Origin of the sequence: Streptomyces sp. NBC_00207, assembly GCF_045160965.1 — a bacterium.
Lineage (GTDB): Bacteria > Actinomycetota > Actinomycetes > Streptomycetales > Streptomycetaceae > Streptomyces.
Map to the genome: position 1 here is coordinate 3,990,261 of NZ_CP130715.1, position 21,493 is coordinate 4,011,753.

The following is a 21,493-nucleotide window of genomic DNA, read 5'->3' on the forward strand; positions in this document are numbered from 1 at the left end:
GGGTTACCTGGTCAGGACCGAGAGGTCCTGGGCGGCCCGGGGGACGGCGACCGTGGAGTGGTCGTCCGACAGGGGCTGGACGGTGAACATCGCGATGCCCTCGTGCGGGAGGGACAGGGTGCGGGCCGCGTGGACCGGGCCGCCCGAGAGGGTCTCGACGGTCAGCGCGTAGGAGCCCTTGCCGCCGGCCGGGGCCAGGGACAGCGTCTGCGTGGTGCCCGCCTTCACCGTGACCTCCTGGGAGGCCGGCTCGCCGCCGCCGGTGCCGGGCGAGGCCGTCACCTTGACCTTCGCGTCCTCTCCGGGGGCGGTCAGCGACAGCACGGTCGCGTTCTCGTCGGGCCGATTGTCGGCCACGGTCGCCCGTGTGCCGACCGGCCCGGAGGCCGGGACGAAGCCGAGTTCCTGCTTGGCGCCGCTGCCGCGGACCACCCGTACCGCCGCGACGACCGGGGCGGCCTTCTTGGCGTCGGCCGGACCCAGCAGCAGCGAACCGGCCTCGCCGCGGGTCACGTCCTTGAGGTCCACGACGGCCGTCATACCGGCCTTGACGTGCAGCTGTTCGCTGCCCGCGGGGCTGATCGCGCCGCCCGGTGCGGCCAGGCGCACCTTCAGGTCGGCGTCCTCCTCGCCCGGCACGAAGGCGACGAGCCGTACGGAGGCGGCGTCGGCCGGGATGCCGGGCAGCACCAGCGAGCCCGCCGGGTCGGTGGAGGCCGGCAGCCAGTCGGCGCCCACGCCCTCCTCGGCGACCTGCACCGAGGCGCCCACCCGGCCCGCGCGGGTCGTCACGTGGGCGGTGGCGTCGGCGAGCTGGACTCCCGGGATGAGGGAGGAGAGCAGGACCGTCTTGGTGGACTTGGGGTCGACCCGGATGTTCTCGCTGGCGCCGCCCTCGGGCTTGGCCAGTCCGTCCGGACCGAAGAGCTTGATGTCGACGATGGCGGCGGCGTCGTCGGGGTTGGTGAGGTGGACGTAGTCCTCGCGGCCCTTGGCCGTGCTCACCGCGGGGAACCAGAAGTCGGTGCCGGGTGCGGTGCAGCCGACGCCGAGCACGCCGCGGGCCCGGCCGACCGAGACCTTGGTGGTCAGCTGCGCCGTCCAGCCGGGGGCGAGGACCCCGTCGGCGCTGCCGGTGAGGGCGGGCGCGTCGGCTCCGCTGGCGGTGGCCCCGACGGGCTTGCCCGGCTCCTTGGGCTCCAGCACCGGCTTGGCGTCCTTGGTGGCGCCGAGCAGCCGGGCCGAGCCCTTGCCCTCTCCGGCGGGGGCTCCGGGGGTGAAGGCCGTGTACGTGGTCTCCGCGATGTCCGAGGAGCTGGGCCCCGGGCACACCAGCAGGGACCGCTCCACCGGCATCCGGGCCGCCGCCGCCCTGCCGTCGGCCGTGCTGCCGTCGGCGGCGGGGGCGGTGAGGGCGGCGAGTCCGGTGAGGGCGGCCAGCGCCGCGGTCACGGCGGCCAGCGTCAGGGGTGCGCGCTGCTTCACTGCTGGGGGCTCCCGTCAGGACGCGGGTCGTGCGGTGCGTGGGGATCGTGCGGTGCGTGGGGGTCGTACTGGTCGTACTGCTCGTACGGGTACTGCTGCGGGTACGGGGCCTCGTAGGCCTGCTGCCCCTGCTGTCCCTGCTGTCCCTGCTGTCCCTGCGGGTCGTACGGTCCCTGCGGGTCGTACGCCGCCGGGTACTGCTCGTACGGGAGCGGCTGCTGGGGCTGCGGCTCGTACGCGTAGCCGCCCTGGTCGCCGTAGGCCTGGTAGGCGTACGTCTCCTCCCCGTACACCGGCTGCGCCGGGATCTGCGCGTACGGATCGGCGACCGCGGCGGTCTCCACCGGTACGGGGGCGGGCTCCGCCTCGGCGCGCAGCCGGCGGGCGCGACGGCCCTCGCCGGCCCCGCCCGGGCCGGGCTGCGACGGGATCGCGGCCTCTTCCTCGGGCAGGTCGTCGTCGAGCTGGGCGCGGCGGCCCGGCAGGGCCATCACCAGGAGGACCAGAGCGAGCAGACCCTGCGCCCAGTACCACGCGGTCTGCAGGAGCGAGTCCTCGTGGACGAGGTCGAGGCGGCCGCCGTCGGCGGGCAGTTCGAAGCCCTGCGCCCAGCCGTCGAGGGTCTTCGCCTTGAGGGGCTTGCCGTCGAGGGTGGCCTGCCAGCCGGCGTCGGCCCGGTCGGCGATGCGCAGCACGCGGCCCGCCTGGCCTTCGGGGATCTTGCCGTGGGCCTCGACGGGTCCGGCGGCGACCGGGATCGGCGCCTCGCCCTGCTTGCCGGAGACGATGACGGCGCGGGGCAGCCAGGGCTCGACGCCCCACAGGGCGGTGCCGTCCTGCTGGTGACGCCGGCTCAGGCCGGGGGTGGCGTCGAGGACGCGGCGGATCTCTTCGGGGCCGCCGGGGCGGAACATGACGAAGCGGATGGCGTAGGCGCTGAGCTGGCTGGACTGGTCGGCGCCGGAGCCTGCGACCAGGTTGGAGACGACCTTGTCGAGGCGGGGGTCGCCGCCGGTCCGGGCGGTGATGTCGGCGTCGCCGAGGCGGCCGCCGGAGCCGCGGACGAGGCTGTAGGAGACGGAGGCGGGCGGGTCCAGGTCGAGGACCAGGGTGCGGGTCTGGTTGTCGTCGCCGCCCGCGTCGGCGACGAAGGCCGGGACCTGTACCGGGTCGCGGCGCTCCAGCGGGCCGTCGGCTCCGGCGATCATCCAGGTGGCCGCGGCGACCAGCGGGCCCGCGGCGGCGGCGAGGGCGATGAGTGCGGCCAGCGGCTGGCGCCAGCCGAAGCTGCGGGCGGCGACCCGCTCCTTGGCGCCGTCCGCGCCGAGCGCGGCGGCCGCGAGGAGGGCGAGCCCGTAGACGAGGGTGGCGGGGCCGGCCCAGGCGGTCCGGTTGGCGAGGACGGCGAGGAACAGCGCGGCGAGGGCGGCGGCCCAGGCGGTGCGGACGGCGAACCGGCGGTCGGTGCGCAGCAGGGCGGCCAGGGCGGCGAGGACGATGCCGGCGAGCAGCAGGCCGGCGCCGGTTCCGGGGCCGCCGGGGCTGATGCCGAGCAGGTCGAGGGCGCGCGCGGAGCCGGCTCCGTAGGGCAGTCCGGCTTCCTGGAGGAGGCGGCCGGGGTGCGTGAGCAGGCCGATCGACCAGGGGGCGAGCACGATCAGCGGGACGGCGAGGGTGGCGAGCAGCCGGGGGCCGTACGCCTTCCAGTGCGCGCGGCGCAGGACGAGGGCGGCGGTGCCGAGGACGGCGGCGAGCGGCCAGACCACGGGGGTGAAGGCGGTGGTCAGGGTCAGCAGGAGCGTGTACGTCCACACCGCGCGCCAGCTGCCCCGCCTCTCGGCGGCTGCCTCGCCCCCGCCGAGGGCGAAGGCGGCGACGGCGGAGCGGGCGATGAGCGGCAGTACGACGGCGAGGACGGCGGTGCCGAGGTGGCCGCCGGCGAGGGCTCCGGTGACGGCGGGGAGGAAGGCGTAGGCGATGGCGGCCCAGGCGCGCAGCAGCCGGGACTCGACGAGCGGCCGGGACGCGAAGTAGGCGGTGAGGCCGGCGAGCGGGACGGAGCCGACGAGCAGCAGGGTCAGGGCGGCCTGGGTGGAGCCGAACAGCAGGGTGGCGAGGGCGCCGAGGACGGCCAGGTAGGGGGGCGCGGAGGCGGTGGAGCCGGTGCCGACGGGCTGCCAGCCGTCGGTGTAGGCGCGCCAGAGGTCGAAGCCGCTGCCGGGGGCGGGCAGCAGGGCGCCGCCCATGAGGGAGCCGCCGCCGATCAGGCCGCGGCAGGCGGCGACGGAGACGAGCAGGAGGAGGCCGAAGAGGACCGGCGCGGGGTTGCGGGCGATGCGCCGGAGGCGGGCGAAGCGTTCCTCGGCCACCGCGTAGTCGCCGTCCTCGCCGGGGGCGGTCAGGATGCTGCCTCCGCCGTGGCGGCCGGCGGGGGCGACGTCGGTGTCGCGGTCGCCGCCGAAGTAGCCGGCGAGCTGTTCCGCATTGGCCCGCAGGGAGGCTCCCGGCGGGGGGAAGAGCGGGCGCAGGTCGGCGGCGGGGACGGCGGGGCGGCGGCGGGCCTTGCGGGCGGCGAGGAGCCGGCCGGGGCGCAGCAGGGTGGCGAGGAGGCCGGTGATCTCGTCGACGGCCTGACCGGGGGCCTTGCCGATGAGGTAGGCGAGGGTGCGCAGGACGGTGCCGAGGAGGACGCGCAGCAGCACGTAGGGCAGGGCGCGGCCGGAGCTGTTGGCGAGGATGGTGTAGACGGCGCCGGCCTTGTCGACGCGGTGCGGGCTGGCCGTGGTGCGGCCGGCGCAGTCGACGGTGCGGCGTTCGCGGGCGGAGGCCTCGGCGTGGCGCAGTACGGCGTCGGGGGCGACGAGGACGGTGTGGCCGGCGCTCTGGGCGCGCCAGCACAGGTCGACGTCGTCGCGCATCAGGGGCAGGCGCCGGTCGAAGCCGCCGAGGTCGTCGTAGACGTCGCGGCGGACCAGCATGCCGGCGGTGGAGACGGACAGGACGGGGCGGACCTGGTCGTGCTGGCCCTGGTCCTGTTCGCGTCTGTCGAGTCCGGTCCAGCGGCGGCCGCTGCGGGCGATGGTGACGCCGGCTTCGAGGAGCTGCTTCTTGTCGTACCAGCCGCGCAGTTTGGGGCCGATGACGGCGGCGTCGGGGTTCTCCTCGGCGACGCGGAGCAGTTCGGTGAGGGCGTCGGGTTCGGGGGCGCTGTCGTCGTGCAGGAGCCAGAGCCACTGGACGGGTTCGCCGTGGGGGAGTTCGGGGAGGTCGTACGTGTCGTCGCGCCAGGTGCGGCTGACGGGGTCCCAACCGCTGGGGCGCTTGAGGTACGGGAGGTCCTCGGGGGTCAGGGTGCCCGCGCTGCGGGCGGACTCGTCCACGGCCGTGCCGAATCCGGTGCGGCGGGCGAGGTGCAGGACCCGGTCGTCGCCGAGGGCCTCGGTGAGCAGCCGCGCGGATTCGTCGGCGCTGCCGGTGTCGGCGGCGATGTGGTTCTGCGCGGGGCGTTCCTGGCCGAGGAGGCCGGCGAGTGTCCGGGGCAGCCAGCGGGCGCCGTCATGGGCGACGAGGACCGCGGTGACGACGTGCCGGGGGAACTCGGGTGTGGCGGGGGCCTGGTGGGAGGCCGCCGACTGGCTGTGCAGGGACATCGCGCTACTGGCCCTCCGGCCTGGGGGTCCCTCCGGACGGGGCCGGGGGGAGGGTCCGGGGGTGGTGTGCCCTCGGAGGCTGCTGGACAGCGCCCCACCCTAACGGCTGGCAACACAACGGTCCGCCTCCTGCGGGGAAGGTGCAGGAGGCGGACCGTTTGCCGTGCTGTGTGTGGTGTCTTTCGTTCGTTCGATATGTCGTGCGTTGTGCGGTGGGTGCCGGGCCGGTGGCGCCTCGGCCGTTTCAGACCGCTGCCTTTTTCAGCCGGCGGCGCTCGCGCTCGGACAGGCCGCCCCAGATGCCGAATCGCTCGTCGTTGGCGAGGGCGTACTCAAGGCATTCGGAGCGGACTTCGCAGGCGAGGCAGACCTTCTTGGCCTCGCGGGTCGAGCCGCCCTTCTCGGGGAAGAAGGACTCGGGGTCGGTCTGGGCGCACAGAGCGCGCTCCTGCCATCCGAGCTCCTCGTCCGCCTCCTCGACCAGCAGTTCCTGAAACAGCTCGGTCATGTGCGCCCCTCGCTCTGTCTGTGCGTCCCCGTGTTGATGTCGTCACTGATCGCTACGTAACGACACGAGTGAAATTACAAGTGCGTGGCTCCTGAGCAGTCAAGCCGGGATCTGCTATTGGGCCCCTTATTCACTCTGCGGAACCAAGCGTATGCAGAAAGTGTTCATATCGCCAAAAATCGTGACACATGCATTAAGCGTCGCGAGACTCCCGCCTTCACCCGTTATCCACGCGCCATCCACAGGCGGGGTTGCGATCCGGCCGGAGAAGCGGCGCAGATCACATTCCGGTCACGAGATGGCGCATCCTGGTTTAGGTGTCGGCCGACTGAGCCCTGGCACAGCGCCACATCCCCTGACGCACAGTGCACAAACCTTTCTCCGGGCACAGTAACCGGATGAGGTGAAACTTTTACCCCAAACCGGACATTGGGTTGACAGTCCGACCCTCCACCCGTTCTCCTTGTTCGCATGTCAGCGCCCGCAGCCGCCACCCGGACCCCCATTCGTGGGTTCCTGTGCGCTGCCCAGGTTCGCTGTTGCTGTTGCAGCTGTTGATGCCCCCGGAGCCCCGGCTCCCGTGAGCTCCGGCCCGCCCCCCACAGCAACCGCCAGCACGACTGACATCCGTCGAGGTAACCCCCACGATGAACAGCACGCACAGCGCCACCCCCACCACGGCCCCCGCCTCCTCCGCCGCTCCCGCGCCCGTCGCGGCCACCACGCCCGTCGAGAGCGACCTGCAGATCGCCGGCGACATCCTCGCCGTCCAGCACCTCCTCCAGCCCGCCCGGGAACACCCGGCCACCGTCGCCGAGTTCGTCGGCCTCGCCCGCTCCATCGCCGAGGACCGCGCCTCCTGGGAGCACCTCGTCCAGTACGACGCCACCACCCGCTGGTACCACCGGCTGCGCACCGGCCCCGGCTACGAGGTCTGGCTGCTCAGCTGGGTCCCCGGCCAGGGCAGCGGTCCGCACGACCACGGCGCCTCCTCCGGCGTCCTGACCGTGCTCGAAGGCGAGCTCACCGAGCACACTTCACGCGGACGGCTCACCCACCGCCCCGGATCCCAGCGCGTCCTCGCCCCCGGCTTCGCGCACGAGGTCGTCAACGACACCCTCGACGGCGCGGTCAGCCTGCACGTGTACTTCCCCGGTCTGACCGAGATGCCGATGCACAGCTGCTCCCCGGCCGAATCCGAGTCCGTACCCGCCTGACCCGCCCGGCGCCCCGCTGACAGTCCCACCCTCCCCCAGCTACCGCTGGGAGGTGCCCCCACCGACCACCGCCCCTCGACGACAGCCTCCGGCTGACAGACTGTCCGCATGCGCATTGTTGTTCTGGCCGGCGGTATAGGCGGCGCCCGGTTCCTGTCCGGACTCAAGTCGGCAGTGCCCGACGCGGACATCACGGTCATCGGCAACACCGGTGACGACATCCACCTGTTCGGGCTCAAGGTGTGCCCCGACCTCGACACGGTGATGTACACCCTCGGCGGTGGCATCAACGAGGAGCAGGGCTGGGGCCGCACCGACGAGTCCTTCACCGTCAAGGAGGAGCTCGCGGCGTACGGGGTCGGACCCACCTGGTTCGGCCTCGGCGACCGCGACTTCGCCACCCACATCGTCCGTACGCAGATGCTCGGCGCGGGCTACCCGCTGAGCGCCGTCACCGAGGCGCTCTGCGACCGCTGGCAGCCCGGCGTACGGCTGCTGCCCATGTCCGACGACCGGGTCGAGACCCACGTCGCGATCACCGAGGCGGGCACTGGGGAGCGCCACGTCATCCACTTCCAGGAGTACTGGGTCCGGCTGCGCGCCTCGGTGGACGCGGAGGCCGTCGTACCCGTGGGCGCCGAACAGGCCAAGCCCGCACCCGGCGTGCTGGAGGCCATCGCCGCCGCCGACGTGATCCTCTTCCCGCCGTCGAACCCGGTGGTCTCGGTCGGGACGATCCTCTCCGTGCCCGGCATCCGGGAAGCGGTGGCCGCCGCCGGGGCGCCCGTGATCGGCCTCTCCCCCATCGTCGGGGGCGCGCCCGTGCGCGGCATGGCCGACAAGGTGCTGGCCGCGGTCGGCGTGGAGGCCACGGCCGCGGCCGTGGCCCTGCACTACGGGACCGGGCTGCTCGACGGCTGGCTGGTGGACACCGCCGACGCGGACGCCGTCGCCGAGGTAGAGGCCGCCGGGATCACCTGCCGCGCGGTGCCGCTGATGATGACCGACCTGGAGGCCACCGCCGAGATGGCCCGGGCCGCGCTGGAACTGGCGGAGGCCTCCCGGTGACGGAGCCGACCACCGGGCCCGCTCCCTCGTACGAGGTGCGGGCCGTCGGCGGGATGCCGGAGGTCAGGCCCGGGGACGACCTGGCGAAGCTGATCACGACCGCCGCGCCCGATCTGCGCGACGGGGACGTCCTGCTCGTCACCTCGAAGATCGTCTCCAAGGCCGAGGGCCGGATCGTGGAGGCGGACTCCCGCGAGGAGGCCATAGACGCGGAGACCGTACGGGTCGTCGCGCGCCGCGGCCCCCTGCGCATCGTCGAGAACCGGCAGGGGCTGGTGATGGCCGCCGCCGGGGTGGACGCCTCCAACACCACCCCCGGCACCGTGCTGCTGCTGCCCGAGGACCCCGACGCCTCGGCCGCCGCGATCCGCACCGGGGTCCGCGACATCCTCTCCGTGAACGTGGGCGTGGTCGTCACCGACACCTTCGGGCGGCCGTGGCGCACCGGGCTCACCGACGTGGCCATCGGCTCGGCCGGGGTGCGGGTCCTGGACGACCTGCGCGGGGACACGGACGCGCACGGCAATCCGCTCAGCGCGACGGTGGTGGCGACGGCTGACGAACTGGCCGCCGCCGGCGACCTCGTCAAGGGCAAGGCGGCCGGACTGCCCGTGGCCGTCGTGCGCGGCCTGGCGCACGTCCTCGGCGAGGGCGCCTCGGCGCGGGACCTGGTGCGCACCCCCGCCGACGACATGTTCCGGCTGGGCACCTCGGAGGCGGTACGGGAAGCCGTCACCCAGCGCCGTACCGTACGGGCCTTCACGGCGGAGCCGGTGGACCCGGGCGCGGTACGGCGGGCGGTGGCCGCGGCCGTGACGGCCCCGGCCCCGCACCACACGACGCCGTGGCGGTTCGTGCTGCTGGAGTCCGAGGCCTCGCGGACGGAGCTGCTCGACGCCATGCGGGACGCGTGGATCGCGGACCTGCGGGCGGACGGCAAGTCCGAGGAGTCCGTGGCCAAGCGGGTGCGGCGCGGGGACGTGCTGCGGAACGCCCCCTACCTGGTCGTGCCGTGCCTGGTGACGGACGGCGCGCACCACTACGGGCACGCACGGCGGGACGCGGCCGAGCGGGAGATGTTCGTGGTCGCGATGGGCGCGGGCGTACAGAACCTGCTGGTCGCACTGGCCGGGGAACGGCTGGGGTCGGCGTGGGTGTCCTCGACGATGTTCTGCCGGGACGTGGTGCGGGAGGTGCTCGGGCTGCCGCAGGACTGGGACCCGATGGGGGCGGTGGCGGTGGGTCACCCGGCCGCGGCACCGGCCGATCGGCCGGTCCGGTCAGCGGAGGACTTCATCCGGGTGCGCTGAGCCCTCGGGCCGGAGGGCCGGGCGGGTCGGAGCCGGCCGACGGGTCAGAGCCGGCCGATGTCTCCGCGCGGCATGCGCGGCGCGCGGCGGGGCGGGGTGCGGCCCGTGAGGAGGATGAGCCGGGCGGCGCGGTGGCGCTGCCCGGCGTACGGGGCGAGGAGCTCCAGCATGGCGGCGTCGTCGGTGTCGCGGTCCCCGACGAGGGCGTAACCGATGATGCCGGGGAGGTGCAGGTCGCCGGTGGTGACGGCGTCGGGGTCGCCGTTGCTGCGCTGGAGGGTTTCGGCGGAGGTCCACGGGCCGATGCCGGGAACGGCCTCCAGCCGCCGCACGGCCTCGGCCGGGCCCATGGCGGCGGCCTCCTCCAGACGGTTCGCCACGCGGGCGGCCCGGACGATGGTGGCGGAGCGCTTCGCGTCGACCCCGGCCTTGTGCCAGTCCCAGGACGGGATCATGGCCCAGGTGGGGGCGTCGGGGACGACGTACAGGTCCTGCGGCCCGGGCGCGGGCTCGCCGTACTGCCGGACGAGGCGGCGCCAGGAGCGGTAGGCCTCGTCGGCGGTGACCTTCTGCTCCAGGACCGTGGGGATCAGGGACTCCAGGACCATGCCGGTGCGGGTGAGGCGCAGGCCGGGGCGGCGGCGGTGGCTGGCGTGCACGAGACGGTGGCGCGGGACGAAGGCGGCCGGGTCGTCGGCGGCGCCGAGGAGCACGGGGAGCTGTTCGAGGACCCAGTCGGCGCCCGGGCCCCAGGCCTCGGCGTGCACCTCCCCGCCCGCGCGGGCCACGCGGAGGGTGGCAGGGCCCTGCGGGGTGCGGGCGGTGCGCCAGACCGAGCCGTCGGGGGTGATGCGGAAGGTGGGGTCGGCGGGGCCGCGCCTGAGGGGGCCGAGGGTCAGGCCGAGGTCGAGCGGACCTTCGGGGGTCCACCGGCGTTCCCTGGCTCCGGCGCCGACGGTGGTTCCCCGGCCCGGGGGGACGTCGGTGCGGCCGCCGCGCGCTGCGGTACGGGTGAAGGGATCGAATCGGCCGGCCATGCGTCGAGCGTAGCCCTGCCGGGTGCTCCGCCCGAACCCCGCCGGGCTCCGCCCGGACCCGCGCCTCAATCGCCGGCGAGGCTGAAAACCGGGGCTCCGCCCCGCACCCCGCTCCTCAAACGCCGGAGGGGCTGAAAGACCGCCTCAAACGCGGCGGGGCTGGGTTTGCCGAGCTCCGCTGGAAAGGTTCCGCCCGGCAATCCAGCCTCGCCGGCGTTTGAGGCGCGGGCGCGGAGCGCCGTAGGGGTCCGGGGACGGGGCCGTCTGTGGAGATGCTGCGGACCGCCGGAGGCTAACGGCCTTGGAGTTTGGCCGAGTTCGTGCGCGTCACCGGGAGTTTGCCGTACAGCTTCTTGCCCGGGCATTCCGTGGCGAAGCCGTCGCGGTGGCCCGAGATGATGTTCATCGACACGTTCTTGCCCTTGGGGTAGCGGTTGCCGCCGCCCGACGTCAGGGTCGTCTTCGCGCGCGGGTCGCGGCCGAAGAGGCCGAGCTTCCAGGCCGTGAGGCGGGCGACCGCGTCGACCGCCACCGCCGGGGGAGCCGCGGAGGTGTAGGTGCCGAGCACCACGACGCCCATGCTGTTCGTGTTGAAGCCCATGGTGTGGGCGCCGAGCACCGCCTTGGAGACGCCTCCCGCGCGGCCCTCGTAGACCGTGCCGCACTTGTCGACGGCGAAGTTGTAGCCGAGGTCGCGCCAGCCGCTGCTGATCACGTGGTAGCGGTACAGGCTGCGCAGCACCGCCGGGGCGTCCTTGCAGGCGTAGTTGTTGCCGGAGGCGCTGTGGTGGACGAAGGCCGCCTTCACCGTGCTGGTGTAGACGAAGGCCCTCTCGCGCAGGGACTCGTCCGCGCCCCACCCCTTGCGGGTGACGATCCGCGGGCGCGGGCCGATGAACGGGGCGGCCGCCGCGCTCAGTTCGCCGTCGCTCGCGAAGACCGCGTCGGCGGTGGAGTCGGCCTTGTTCAGCTCGGTGATCTCGTCGGCGCCGAGTGCGGCGTGCGGCACGTTCGCCGCGGAGGACTCGGCCATCTCCATCGTGAGGCCGGGGGCCACCAGCTCGCCCTTGTCGTCGCCGACCGGGCCGCCGTTCTTGCCGTCCGCGGCCCTGACGGGGACGTCCGCGCCGGGGTCGACGAGTTCGATCCGCATGCCCGAGGGCAGCCGGGATCCCGGGCGGGTGGCCGGTGCGTCGCCGGGTTCCGCCTGGACGCGTACCTCGACGCCGTCGGACTCGCCGACCCACAGCGGGGCGGTGGCGCCGCGGACGCGGCCGGACGCGCGTTCCGGCGCGCCGGGGTCTGCCGCGTGCTCGCTGTTGTGGATCTCCACGTCCTGCCAGTCGGACCAGGTGGCGGTCCGGGCGGAGCGGGTACGGACCTGGACCCGGCCGTTGAGTTCGGTACCGGCGTCGTCCCAGACGATGCCGACCAGCGAGAACGTCTTGACCTCGCGGGCGGCCAGGCCCTGCGTCTCGGGTCCGCGGGGCGAGGCGCTCATGCCGGGGACACCGGGGGTGCGGTCCGCCGCGGGTCCCAGGGGGACGAGCGGCAGCGACTGGGTGGACCCGCCTGGGGTCACGGGAGCGAGCGCGCCCGTGGCAGGAGCGGCCAGGGCCGGAGTAGGGAGCGCGAGGGGCAGGGCCAGTGCGGCAGCCGTCGCGACGCCGATCGAGGAAGCAAGGAATCCACGCATGACAAGGATGGTGAGCACCCGCACGGCCCGGCGCCATCCGAGAACTGACGGTGCGTCCGGTGGCGGGACGGGTACCCCTCCCCCGTACGGTGGAGCCGGTGGCCCCCGTACGGGGGACGGGCCCGCGTACCCTGTGCCGGGTGAACGCCACTGACCGCACCCCTGCCGACCTGCTGCGATCCGCGCTCGCCGCCGATCCGGGCCGCCCGCTCGTCACCTTCTACGACGACGCCACCGGCGAGCGCGTCGAATTGTCCGTCGCGACCTTCGCCAATTGGGTGGCCAAGACCGCCAATCTGCTCCAGGGCGACCTGGGCGCCGAGCCCGGTGACCGGCTCGCGCTGCTGCTCCCGGCGCACTGGCAGAGCGCCGTCTGGCTGCTCGCCTGCGCCTCGGTCGGGGTCGTGGCCGAGATCGGCGGCGATCCGGCCGGTGCGGACCTCGTCGTCAGCGGGCCGGACACGCTGGAGCAGGGTCTGGCGTGCGGCGGCGAGCGGGTGGCGCTCGCGCTGCGGCCGCTGGGCGGGCGGTTCCCGCAGGCGCCGCCGGCCGGTTACGCGGACTACGCGGTGGAGGTGCCGGGCCAGGGCGACCGCTTCGCCCCCTTCGCGCCGGTCGACGCCGAGGGCCCCGGGCTGGTCGTCGGCGGCGAGGAGCTCTCGTACGCGGCGCTCACCGCCCGCGCCCGCGAGGACGCGGCGAAGCTCGGCCTGGGCGCGGACTCGCGGGTGCTGACCGGGCTCGGCTACGACACCTGGGAGGGGCTCTCGGCCGGGCTCTACGCCGCGCTGGCCGCGGGCGGGTCCGTGGTGCTGTGCCGGAACCTGGACCGGCTGTCGGCGGAGGCGCTGGCGCAGCGGGTCGAGAGCGAGCGCGTCACCCACACCGTCTAGGCGCGGCGCGTCAAGGGTCCGGCGCCGGCGCCTGTCACCCACACTGCTCAACTGCGACAACGGGCGATTTGTCACCCGGATGGCTCTAGACACGACCCCGCCCCCAGGCTGCTCCGGCGGCCCGGGGGCAGGATCGGCAGTGGCCGCACTCACCCGTACGGCCGGGCCTGAGGTCGTAGCGGCGAGGGGACGGACGCCAGTGACGGACAGCGCAGGCATACCGGGCGCCACCGATGCGGCCGGGGGCGCCGGACGGCCCCCGCGGAACCGCAGGCGCCGGCTGCTGCGCTGGATCGGCCTCGGGCTGGCCTTCCTGGTCCTGGCGGGGGCGGCCACCGGCTGGTGGCTCTACAACAAGCTCGACGGGAACATCACCGAGGACACCTCGGCGGCGGCCGAGCTGGGCCGCTACGAGCGCGACCGCCCCGCGCACCTCGCCACCGGCTCCCAGAACATCCTGCTGATCGGCTCGGACTCGCGCTCCGGCAAGGCAAACGCCCCGTACGGGCAGGACGAGGGCACCGAGCGCTCGGACACCACGATCCTGCTGCACCTGCCGCAGGACCGCAGGAGCGCGACCGCGGTGTCGATACCGCGGGACCTGATGACGGAGATCCCGCCCTGCCTGAAGGCGGACGGGAGCCGCACCGGAGATCGGTTCGCGCAGTTCAACTGGGCGTTCCAGTGGGGCGGGGCCGCCTGCACGATCCGCGCCGTGGAGAAGCTCACCGGGATCCGCATCGACCACCACATGGTGATCGACTTCGGCGGGTTCAAGAAGATGGTCGACGCCGTCGGCGGGGTGGAGATCTGCCTCAAGGAGCCGGTGGACGATTCCGAGGCCAAGCTGAAGCTGGCCGCCGGGCGGCAGACCCTCCAGGGCGAGCAGGCGCTGGGCTTCGTCCGCGCCCGGTACAGCCTGGGCAACGGGAGCGACACCGAACGGATGGAGCGCCAGCAGCAGTTCCTCGGCTCACTCGTCAAGAAGGTGAAGAGCAACGGGGTTCTGCTGAATCCGGCGCGGCTGTATCCGCTGCTGGACGCGGCGACCTCCTCGGTGACCACGGACCCGGGGCTGGCCTCGCTGCGCGACCTGTACGAACTCGTGCGGGGCATACGGGACATACCGACCGGCAAGGTGCAGTTCCTGACCGTGCCCCGCCGGCCCTACTCCGCCGACCCGAACCGGGACGAGCTGGCGGAGCCCGATGCGGCCCGGCTGTTCGAGCAGCTGCGGACGGACCGGCCGGTCACGGTCGCCCCGGCCGAACCCGTGGCCCCTCCGGCTCCCCCTCCCCCTCCCAACCCCTCGCTCCCGCCCGCCTCCACCGCCACGAATGCGCCCACGAATGCGCCGACGGACGCGCCCGCGGACGGCACCGAACCGGCCGCGACCGCCGGGGCGACGACGGACGCGACCCCCGGCGGAACCGCGACACCCCCCGTTCCCGTCCCCACCTTTACCGGCACCACGGCGGAGAACGCCGACTGCCGGTAAAGCAATCCCAAAAGCCGGTGACCGAACCGAGTGGGATGGGCGGTTCACCCCGTTATAAGGGGAGTGGAATTTGTCACCAGCATGGTTTGCGGCCGAACAGGGCGGATAGGGTGAGCGATCCGGTGCCCGGCCGGACCAGAGACAGGGCACCAGCAGCCGGATCGTTGACCGGGCGCCTGGGGGAGGCGCATCGCGAGGCACCGACGGAGGATTCGAGCAACCGTGGATGCGCAAAGCCGTGGACGGGCGGACGAGATCGACCCCGCCGACCAGTGGGTGCTCAACCCCCGCACCGGCAGCTACGAACTGCAACTGGGCGACTCCGCTGCGCAGCAGCGGCCCAAGGTCGCCGCACCTCGCAGATCGGCCTCGGCCCCTGCCCCCACCGCCCCCTCCCCCGGCGTACCGAAGCCCCGCCGTGGCGACGGCCCGCCCGGCGGGCGCCGCGGCGGCGGCCGCTCCCGCAAGGGCGGCGGCGGTGGACGCCGCAAGAAGGCCCTGCTGATCACCAGCGGGACCCTGGCGTTCCTGCTGGTCGGCGGCGCCGCGGCGGCGTACCTCTACTACGACCACCTGAACAGCAACCTCAGCGTGACCGACGTCGCGGGAGCGGGCACCGGCGGCTTCAAGAAGGACCAGGCCATCAACATCCTGGTGATCGGCACCGACAAGCGCAGCGGTGCGGGCAACGAGGGCTACGGGGACAAGGACAGCGTCGGCCACGCCGACACCACGATCTTGTTCCACGTCTCGAAGGACCGGACGAACGCGACCGCGCTGTCCATCCCCCGCGACCTGATCACCAACATCCCGGCCTGCCCGACGAAGCAGCCGGACGGATCGACGAAGACGATCGCACCCTCCAAGGGCACCCGCTTCAACACCAGCCTGGGCCAGGAGGGCCGCGACGCGGGCTGCACCATGCGCACGGTCAAGGAACTCACCGGCATCGAGGTCGACCACTTCATGATGGCCGACTTCAACGCCGTCAAGACGCTGAGCACGGCGGTCGGCGGAGTACCGGTGTGCCTGGCCAAGGCCGTGAACGACGAGGAAGGCTCGCATCTCAAGCTGGGCCCCGGCGAACACCGGCTGGAGGGCGAGCAGGCCCTCGCCTTCGTCCGCACCCGGCACGGCTTCGGCAACAACAGCGACCTCGACCGGATCAGGATCCAGCAGCAGTTCCTGGGTTCGATGATGCGTGAGATGAAGTCGAAGGAGACGCTGACCAGCCCCAAGAAGTTCCTCTCCCTCGCGGAGGCCGCCACCAAGTCGCTGGGTGTGGACTCGGGGATCGGGTCCATCAGCAAACTCACCGATCTGGCGGGTGAGTTGAAGAACATCGACACGAAGAACATCACCTTCACCACCCTGCCGGTGCTCGACAACCCGGCCGAACCGGAGGGCAACAAGGCGACCGTCGTCGTCGACAAGGCCCTGGCCGAACCGCTGCTGCAGATGATCCGGGGGGACGTCTCGCTCACGGAGGTCGAGAAGAAGGAACAGGCCGCCAAGGAGGCGGCCGACGCGGACGCGAAGGCCAAGCAGGACGCGCTGCTCCAGGGCAACAGGGCGCCCGCGGGCGACGTACGGGTGAGCGTCTACAACGGCGGCGGCCCCAAGGGCGCCGCCTCCACGACCCTGAACTGGCTCCAGAACAAGAAGGGCATGTCCAAGGCGAGCAACCAGGGCAACGCCCCGGCGAAGGTCGGTGCCACGCAGCTGGAGTACGCGCCCAACCAGGCCGACCAGGCCCGGGCACTGGCGGACGCCCTGGGTCTGCCGGCCACCGCGCTGAAGATGGGGACGGCGGACGCGGCGGCGAAGGCCCCGATGAAGCTGACGCTGGGTTCGGACTTCAAGGAGCCGGGAGCCCCGCTGTCGGCGGCCCCGGACGTGCCGGCGCTGTCCGACGACGTCCAGCAGGCCCAGGCCGACAAGGCCGTCTGCGCCAAATAGCAGGACGCAGCCGGTCGTACCGGCACACTGACGACCAAGAAGGATCTTGAGGGGGGACGCGTGAGGCACAGCAGCGTGCGGGGGGAGGGGGCGGCCGCCCAGGCCACCGGGGAGATACCCGGCGGCGAGGCGGACGCGCCCGGCGTGGTGCCCGCACCGCGGGGCGGCTCCAGGGCTGCCCGGCGTGCGGCCGCCCGCCAGCGCCCCACCAGGCGGGGGCGGCGGCGCGTGCTGCGCTGGGTGTCCTCCGTGCTGTCCCTGCTCATACTCGGGACGGCCGGGGCCGGATACCTGTACTACCGCCATCTGAACGGCAGCATCCAGACGGACGCGCTCAACCTCGGCGAGACCAAACTGGGCGGTTCCAAGCCCAACGCCTTCGGGCAGACCCCGCTGAACATCCTGCTCATCGGCTCCGACGCGCGCAACGACGCGGAGAACCAGGCCCTGGGCGGGGCCACGGACACCTTCGACGGCCCGCCCCTCGCGGACGTGCAGATGCTGCTGCACCTGTCCGCCGACCGCAGCAACATGTCCGTGGTCTCGATGCCGCGCGACACGATGCTGATGATGCCCAAGTGCACCGAGCCGGGCGGCAAGGTGCACCCCGCCAGCAAGGGGCTCGTGCAGACGAACGAGTCCCTGCAGCGCGGCGGACCGGGCTGCACCGTCGCCGCTTGGACCGAGCTGACCAAGATCCCCATCGATCACTTCATGATGATCGACTTCAAGGGCGTGGTGTCCATGGCGGACGCCATCGGCGGCGTCCCGGTCTGCGTCGAGCAGAACGTGCACTCCCGCACCCGCGACGGCAAGGGCTCGGGCCTGAAGCTGCCGAAGGGCGAGAACATCATCCAGGGCGAGGTGGCCCTGCAGTGGCTGCGCACCCGCTACGGCTTCGAGGACGGCACCGACATCGGGCGCACCCACGCCCAGCACCAGTACATGAACTCGATGGCCCGCGAGTTCCGCAAGAACGCCAAGCTCACCAACCCGGTGAAGCTCAACAGCCTGGCGCAGGCGGCGATCCAGGCCATGGTCGTGGACACCGGCCTGAACAAGATCGACAAGCTGTACGACCTCAGCATGGAGCTCAAGAAGGTTCCGCCGGGGCGGATCACCATGACCACCATGCCCTGGGTCTACAGCACGAAGCCCGGCATGGACGGACGCGTCGAGCCCATGGCGGGCGAGGCCGAGGACCTGTTCCGGATGGTCCGCGAGGACATCGCGCTGGACGGCAAGGGCTCCGGAGCCCCGGCGGACGGCGCCTCCCCCTCGCCGGGCGCGAGCGGTGCCCCGTCCTCCCCGTCCCAGCAGCCGACCACCGCCCCGACCACCGCCCCCGCCTCCGCGCCGGCGAAGATCGTGGTCAGCGTCCGCAACGCCACCTCCGGCAAGGACGGCGCCCAGGTCAGGGTCAAGAACCGGGCGAACGACGTGGCCTCGCTGCTCGCCGCCAAGGGCTTCACCAAGGCCGGTGCCGACACCCAGACCGGGGGCGAGGACACCACGGTGGTCCGCTTCGCCTCCGACGGCCAGGCGGCCGACGCGGCCGCCGTGGCCACCGCGCTCGGTCTGCCGGCCGCCTCGGTGCAGAAGTCCGACCAGGTCTCCGGGATCGTCCTGTTCGTCGGCAAGGACTGGCGGACCGGGGACGCTCCGGCCCCGCCGCCGCCCGCCCCGACCGTGGCCCCGACGTCCGCCCACGCGCTCAACGGCGACAACGACAAGGCCTGCATGCAGATCCAGCCGGGCTTCACCTGGTAGCGGGTCCCCGGACTCGCCCGAGCAGGCGGAAGGGGCCCGGCGCGGAGGCTGTGTGAACAGCCTCCGCGCCGGGCCCCTTCGTACGTCCCGACGTGCGGGTCAGACCTGCGAGGAGTCCCGGCGCACGGCCGGGCGGCGGCTCGCGATGACCTTGTTCGCCAGCGCGCGCGGGCTCGTCAGGAAGCCGAAGCCCCAGCACAGGTGCATCGTCGCCAGGGCGACGGGGATCTGCGCCCGGGCCCGCAGTGACAGGCCCTTGCCCGCCGGGATCGAGCCCGCGACGATCGCCGCGAGGTAGCCCGCCGGGACGGCGAAGCCCAGGGGGTTGACCGCCACGCCCACGACCACGCCCGCGGCCAGCGCGCAGACCAGGGTCGGCGGGGCCATGTAGCGCGGGTTGATGGAGCCCGCGTGGTAGCGGGCCACCACGTGGCGCCAGCGCCCGTAGTCCTTGTACTGCTTGGCCAGGGCCTTGACGGAGCGCCGCGGGCGGTACTGGACCTTCAGCTCCGGGGAGAACCAGATCAGGCCGCCGGCCTCGCGGATGCGGAAGTTCAGCTCCCAGTCCTGGGCGCGGATGAACTCCTCGTTGTATCCGCCCTGCTGCTCCAGCGCCTCGCGGCGGAAGACACCCAGGTAGACGGTCTCGGCAGGGCCCGCCTGGCCGCCCGTGTGGAACGGGGCGTTGCCCACGCCGATCTTCGAGGTCATCGCGGCGGCGACGGCGTCTTCCCAGGCGTTCTGGCCCTCGGCGTGCATGATGCCGCCGACGTTCTGCGCACCGGTCTCCTCCAGGAGGCGGACCGCGGTGGCGATGTAGTTCGGCGAGAGCATGCCGTGGCCGTCGACGCGTACCACGATCGGGTGACGCGAGGCCTTGATGGCGGCGTTGAGCGCCGCCGGGGTCCGGCCGGTGGGATTCGGGACGGTGTGGACTCGGGGATCCTCGGCGACGAGTTCGGCGGCGATCTCGTCGGTGCGGTCCGTGGACGGCCCGAGTGCGATCACCACCTCCATCTCGCCCGCATACTCCTGTTCCAGGATGTGGCGGACGGAATCGCGGAGGTAGTGCTCCTCATTGAGCACCGGCATGATCACCGAGACTGCGGGCTGCTGGGCGGGCATGTGGTCCTTCAAGGTCGGGTATCGGTGTCACGTTACCGCGTACGGGGGAACCAGGTGCGCGCCGAGTGATCGGTAAGGACAACGGCTGATCGTATGGGCCTACTGTTCTGTCGAATCAGCCGAATCCGACTCGACCCCCGACCGGTCTCCCTGCTTCTCCCGCGGAGGTGTCCACCGTGCCCCAGCCGCACCGTCCCACCCGTCCCGCCGGGCCGTCCCAGCCACAGCGCGCACGGCGCGGCGGCGGGGGCGGCCCGGCCCGGCGCCGGGGCGGGCGTCCCCGGTGGGGGGTGCGGATCGCGGCCGGTCTCTCGGTGGTGGTGCTGGGCTCCGGGGCCGTCGGGCACGCCGTGATGACGGGCCTGGACACCGGGATCGAGCGGGTGGACCCCTTCAAGGACATGAAGAACCGCCCGCAGGCCGGACACGGCCTCAACTTCCTGCTGGTCGGTACCGACGGCCGGGAGAAGATCTCCCCGGAGGAGAAGCGCGAGTACCGCCTGGGCGGGGCGCCCTGCCACTGCACGGACACGATCATGCTGGTGCACCTGTCGGCCGACAAGGAGCGGGCCAGCGTGATCAGCCTGCCCCGCGACAGCTACGCCGAGGTGCCCGCGCACCGGGACCTGGTCACCGGCAAGGCGCACCGGGCCCACCCCCTGAAGCTGAACGCGGCGTACGCGGAGGGCGGCCCCAACCTGACCGTCCGGACCGTCGAGAACATGACCCGGGTGAAGATCGACCACTACCTGGAGGTCGACTTCACCAGCTTCATGAAGACGGTCGACGCGATGGGCGGTGTGGACATCTGCACGGCCAAGACCATGCGCGACCCGAACACCGGCCTCGACCTGCTGCCCGGCACCCACCGCCTCAGCGGCGGCCAGGCCCTGCAGTACGTGCGCTCGCGCCATGTCGACGGCGCCTCCGACCTCGGCCGGATGCAGCGTCAGCAGCGGTTCATCGCCGCCCTGATCAAGCAGGCGACCGGCGGCGGGGTGCTGCTGAACCCGGTCAAGTTCAAGGAGGTCAGCTCCACCCTGCTCGGCTCGGTGCGCGCCGACAAGGACTTCGGATCGGAGCAGATGCTGGCGCTCGGGCAGGCGATGCGGGACTTCACCCCGTCCTCGTCGGAGTTCGCCTCGGTGCCCGTCGGCGACCCCTCGTTCCGCCTCAAGGGCATCGGCTCGACCGTGAAGTGGGACGAGCCGAAGGCCGCCAAGCTGTTCGAGGCCCTGCGGGAGGACCGGCCGCTGGCTCCGCCGCGGCCCGGGAAGACCGGCGCCGGCCGGCCCGCGGCGGTCCCCGTGGACGTGCCCCCGCAGCAGGTCCGGGTCCAGGTGGAGAACGGGACGCGCATCGACGGGCTGGGCGGGCGGGTCGACGCGGCGCTGCGCGCCACCGGCTTCGACACCACCCGGGCCCCGGGCAACGGCGCCAGCCGCGACGTCAGGCGCACGGTGATCACGTACGACCCGCGCTGGGACCGCTCCGCCCGGTCGGTGGCGACCGCCCTTCCGGGCAGCGAGCTGCGGGCGGTGGCGGGCCAGGGCCGGACGGTGCTGGTCGTCGCCGGCTCGGACTACCGCAAGGTGGTGCCGGTCCGCGCGGAGGACCCGTACCAGGGCACCTTCGGGGTGGTCACCGGCGACCAGGTGGTCTGCGGGACGTAGCCGGGCCGGTCAGGGCCGGGCTGGTCAGGGCCGGGTCGTCAGTCGTCGAAGCCCTGGGCCGCCCGCTCCTCGCGCAGCGCCATGATCGCCTGGCGGCGGGCGAGGCGGTGCGTGCGGCGGATCTGGGCCTCCTGGTAGCGCCGCTCGTCCTGTTCCGTCTCCGGGACCACCGGCGGGACCTGACGGGGCTTGCCGTCGGCGTCCACGGCCGCGAACACGAGGTAGGCGCTGCCGACCTGGGTGGCGGGCGTGGACTCGTTCCACCGCTCCGCGAGGACCCGTACGCCGATCTCCATGGAGGAGCGGCCGGTCCAGTTGCACTGCGCCTTCACGTGGACGAGGTCGCCCACGCGCACGGGGGCGAGGAAGGCCATCTCGTCCATGGAGGCGGTGACCGCCGGGCCGCCGGAGTGGCGCCCGGCCACGGCGCCCGCCGCGTCGTCCACCAGCTTCATGATCACGCCGCCGTGCACCGTGCCGAGGAGGTTGGTGTCGTTCGCGGTCATGATGTGGCTGAGGGTCGTACGGGAGGCCGCGGTCGGCTTCCCGGGCAGCTCGCCCGGTATCTGTGTCATACGGACACCTTAGAGGCGTATCAGAGGCA

The 21,493-nt window shown here is 73.2% G+C and carries 15 protein-coding genes; 8 read left to right on the forward strand and 7 right to left on the reverse strand.

All coding sequences use genetic code 11. The features are described 5' to 3' along the window. Positions 1–3: 3 nt before the first annotated feature. The 3 genes from OG472_RS18990 to OG472_RS19000 all read right to left on the reverse strand — a co-directional run bounded on the left by OG472_RS18990 (position 4) and on the right by OG472_RS19000 (position 5,643). Positions 4–1,485 (reverse strand): DUF5719 family protein, encoded by a 1,482-nt coding sequence (locus OG472_RS18990; RefSeq protein WP_405941779.1) that lies wholly within the window; start codon positions 1,483–1,485, stop codon positions 4–6. Beyond that, complete coding sequence (locus OG472_RS18995; protein WP_405941780.1) at positions 1,482–5,135, reverse strand: glycosyltransferase; 3,654 nt, start codon at positions 5,133–5,135, stop codon at positions 1,482–1,484. The genes OG472_RS18990 and OG472_RS18995 overlap by 4 nt, the downstream gene beginning before the upstream one ends. 244 nt (positions 5,136–5,379) lie before the next feature. Next, positions 5,380–5,643 (reverse strand): WhiB family transcriptional regulator, encoded by a 264-nt coding sequence (locus OG472_RS19000; RefSeq protein WP_003983763.1) that lies wholly within the window; start codon positions 5,641–5,643, stop codon positions 5,380–5,382. A 647-nt stretch (positions 5,644–6,290) separates the two neighbouring features. Between OG472_RS19000 and OG472_RS19005 the strand changes: the two genes are divergently transcribed. From OG472_RS19005 to OG472_RS19015, 3 genes are all read left to right on the forward strand, one after another. Then, positions 6,291–6,860: a cysteine dioxygenase gene (locus OG472_RS19005; RefSeq protein WP_401608830.1), complete on the forward strand. Its 570-nt coding sequence runs from the start codon at positions 6,291–6,293 to the stop codon at positions 6,858–6,860. Between the two features lie 108 nt (positions 6,861–6,968). Continuing rightward, positions 6,969–7,928: a 2-phospho-L-lactate transferase gene (gene cofD, locus OG472_RS19010; protein ID WP_405941781.1), complete on the forward strand. Its 960-nt coding sequence runs from the start codon at positions 6,969–6,971 to the stop codon at positions 7,926–7,928. Further along, a complete protein-coding gene (locus OG472_RS19015) occupies positions 7,925–9,238 on the forward strand; it encodes a coenzyme F420-0:L-glutamate ligase (RefSeq protein WP_401608825.1) in 1,314 nt (437 codons plus the stop codon). The genes cofD and OG472_RS19015 overlap by 4 nt, the downstream gene beginning before the upstream one ends. 44 nt (positions 9,239–9,282) lie before the next feature. Here the strand turns inward: OG472_RS19015 and OG472_RS19020 are convergent, their stop codons facing one another. Both OG472_RS19020 and OG472_RS19025 read right to left on the reverse strand, forming a co-directional pair. Further along, positions 9,283–10,275, reverse strand: a complete 993-nt coding sequence (locus OG472_RS19020) for a DNA-3-methyladenine glycosylase family protein (RefSeq protein ID WP_401608822.1) — start codon at positions 10,273–10,275, stop codon at positions 9,283–9,285. Positions 10,276–10,567: 292 nt separating this feature from the next. Further along, positions 10,568–11,971: a peptidoglycan recognition protein gene (locus OG472_RS19025; protein ID WP_405941782.1), complete on the reverse strand. Its 1,404-nt coding sequence runs from the start codon at positions 11,969–11,971 to the stop codon at positions 10,568–10,570. Positions 11,972–12,111: 140 nt separating this feature from the next. Between OG472_RS19025 and OG472_RS19030 the strand changes: the two genes are divergently transcribed. The 4 genes from OG472_RS19030 to OG472_RS19045 all read left to right on the forward strand — a co-directional run bounded on the left by OG472_RS19030 (position 12,112) and on the right by OG472_RS19045 (position 18,091). Beyond that, positions 12,112–12,864, forward strand: a complete 753-nt coding sequence (locus tag OG472_RS19030; protein ID WP_401608817.1) for a TIGR03089 family protein — start codon at positions 12,112–12,114, stop codon at positions 12,862–12,864. 199 nt (positions 12,865–13,063) lie between these two features. Beyond that, positions 13,064–14,362 carry an LCP family protein gene (locus OG472_RS19035; RefSeq protein ID WP_405941783.1) on the forward strand — a complete coding sequence of 433 codons (1,299 nt, stop codon included), beginning with the start codon at positions 13,064–13,066 and terminating at the stop codon, positions 14,360–14,362. A 222-nt stretch (positions 14,363–14,584) separates the two neighbouring features. Further along, positions 14,585–16,321, forward strand: a complete 1,737-nt coding sequence (locus OG472_RS19040; protein WP_401608812.1) for an LCP family protein — start codon at positions 14,585–14,587, stop codon at positions 16,319–16,321. Positions 16,322–16,381: 60 nt separating this feature from the next. Next, positions 16,382–18,091, forward strand: a complete 1,710-nt coding sequence (locus tag OG472_RS19045; RefSeq protein WP_401608810.1) for an LCP family protein — start codon at positions 16,382–16,384, stop codon at positions 18,089–18,091. 99 nt (positions 18,092–18,190) lie between these two features. On the opposite strand, the gene OG472_RS19050 is transcribed toward OG472_RS19045, so the two are convergent. After that, positions 18,191–19,216, reverse strand: coding sequence for a glycosyltransferase family 2 protein (locus OG472_RS19050; RefSeq protein WP_401608807.1), 1,026 nt, complete (start codon positions 19,214–19,216; stop codon positions 18,191–18,193). 290 nt (positions 19,217–19,506) lie between these two features. Here OG472_RS19050 and OG472_RS19055 point away from each other — a divergent pair, with 290 nt between their 5' ends. Continuing rightward, complete coding sequence (locus tag OG472_RS19055; RefSeq protein ID WP_401608900.1) at positions 19,507–20,889, forward strand: LCP family protein; 1,383 nt, start codon at positions 19,507–19,509, stop codon at positions 20,887–20,889. Between the two features lie 38 nt (positions 20,890–20,927). Here OG472_RS19055 and OG472_RS19060 read toward each other — a convergent pair whose 3' ends face one another. Continuing rightward, entirely contained in the window at positions 20,928–21,464 is a 537-nt protein-coding gene (locus OG472_RS19060; RefSeq protein ID WP_383575652.1) for an acyl-CoA thioesterase, read from the reverse strand. Positions 21,465–21,493 lie beyond the last annotated feature (29 nt).

What these genes read in the sequence shown, in the direction of transcription:
- OG472_RS19060 (WP_383575652.1), bottom strand. Translation starts at nt 21,464, where the DNA reads ATGACACAGATACCGGGCGAGCTGCCCGGGAAGCCGACCGCGGCCTCC.
- OG472_RS19005 (WP_401608830.1), top strand. Translation starts at nt 6,291, where the DNA reads ATGAACAGCACGCACAGCGCCACCCCCACCACGGCCCCCGCCTCCTCC.
- OG472_RS19025 (WP_405941782.1), bottom strand. Translation starts at nt 11,971, where the DNA reads ATGCGTGGATTCCTTGCTTCCTCGATCGGCGTCGCGACGGCTGCCGCA.
- OG472_RS19000 (WP_003983763.1), bottom strand. Translation starts at nt 5,643, where the DNA reads ATGACCGAGCTGTTTCAGGAACTGCTGGTCGAGGAGGCGGACGAGGAG.
- cofD (WP_405941781.1), top strand. Translation starts at nt 6,969, where the DNA reads ATGCGCATTGTTGTTCTGGCCGGCGGTATAGGCGGCGCCCGGTTCCTG.
- OG472_RS18995 (WP_405941780.1), bottom strand. Translation starts at nt 5,135, where the DNA reads ATGTCCCTGCACAGCCAGTCGGCGGCCTCCCACCAGGCCCCCGCCACA.
- OG472_RS19020 (WP_401608822.1), bottom strand. Translation starts at nt 10,275, where the DNA reads ATGGCCGGCCGATTCGATCCCTTCACCCGTACCGCAGCGCGCGGCGGC.
- OG472_RS19050 (WP_401608807.1), bottom strand. Translation starts at nt 19,216, where the DNA reads ATGCCCGCCCAGCAGCCCGCAGTCTCGGTGATCATGCCGGTGCTCAAT.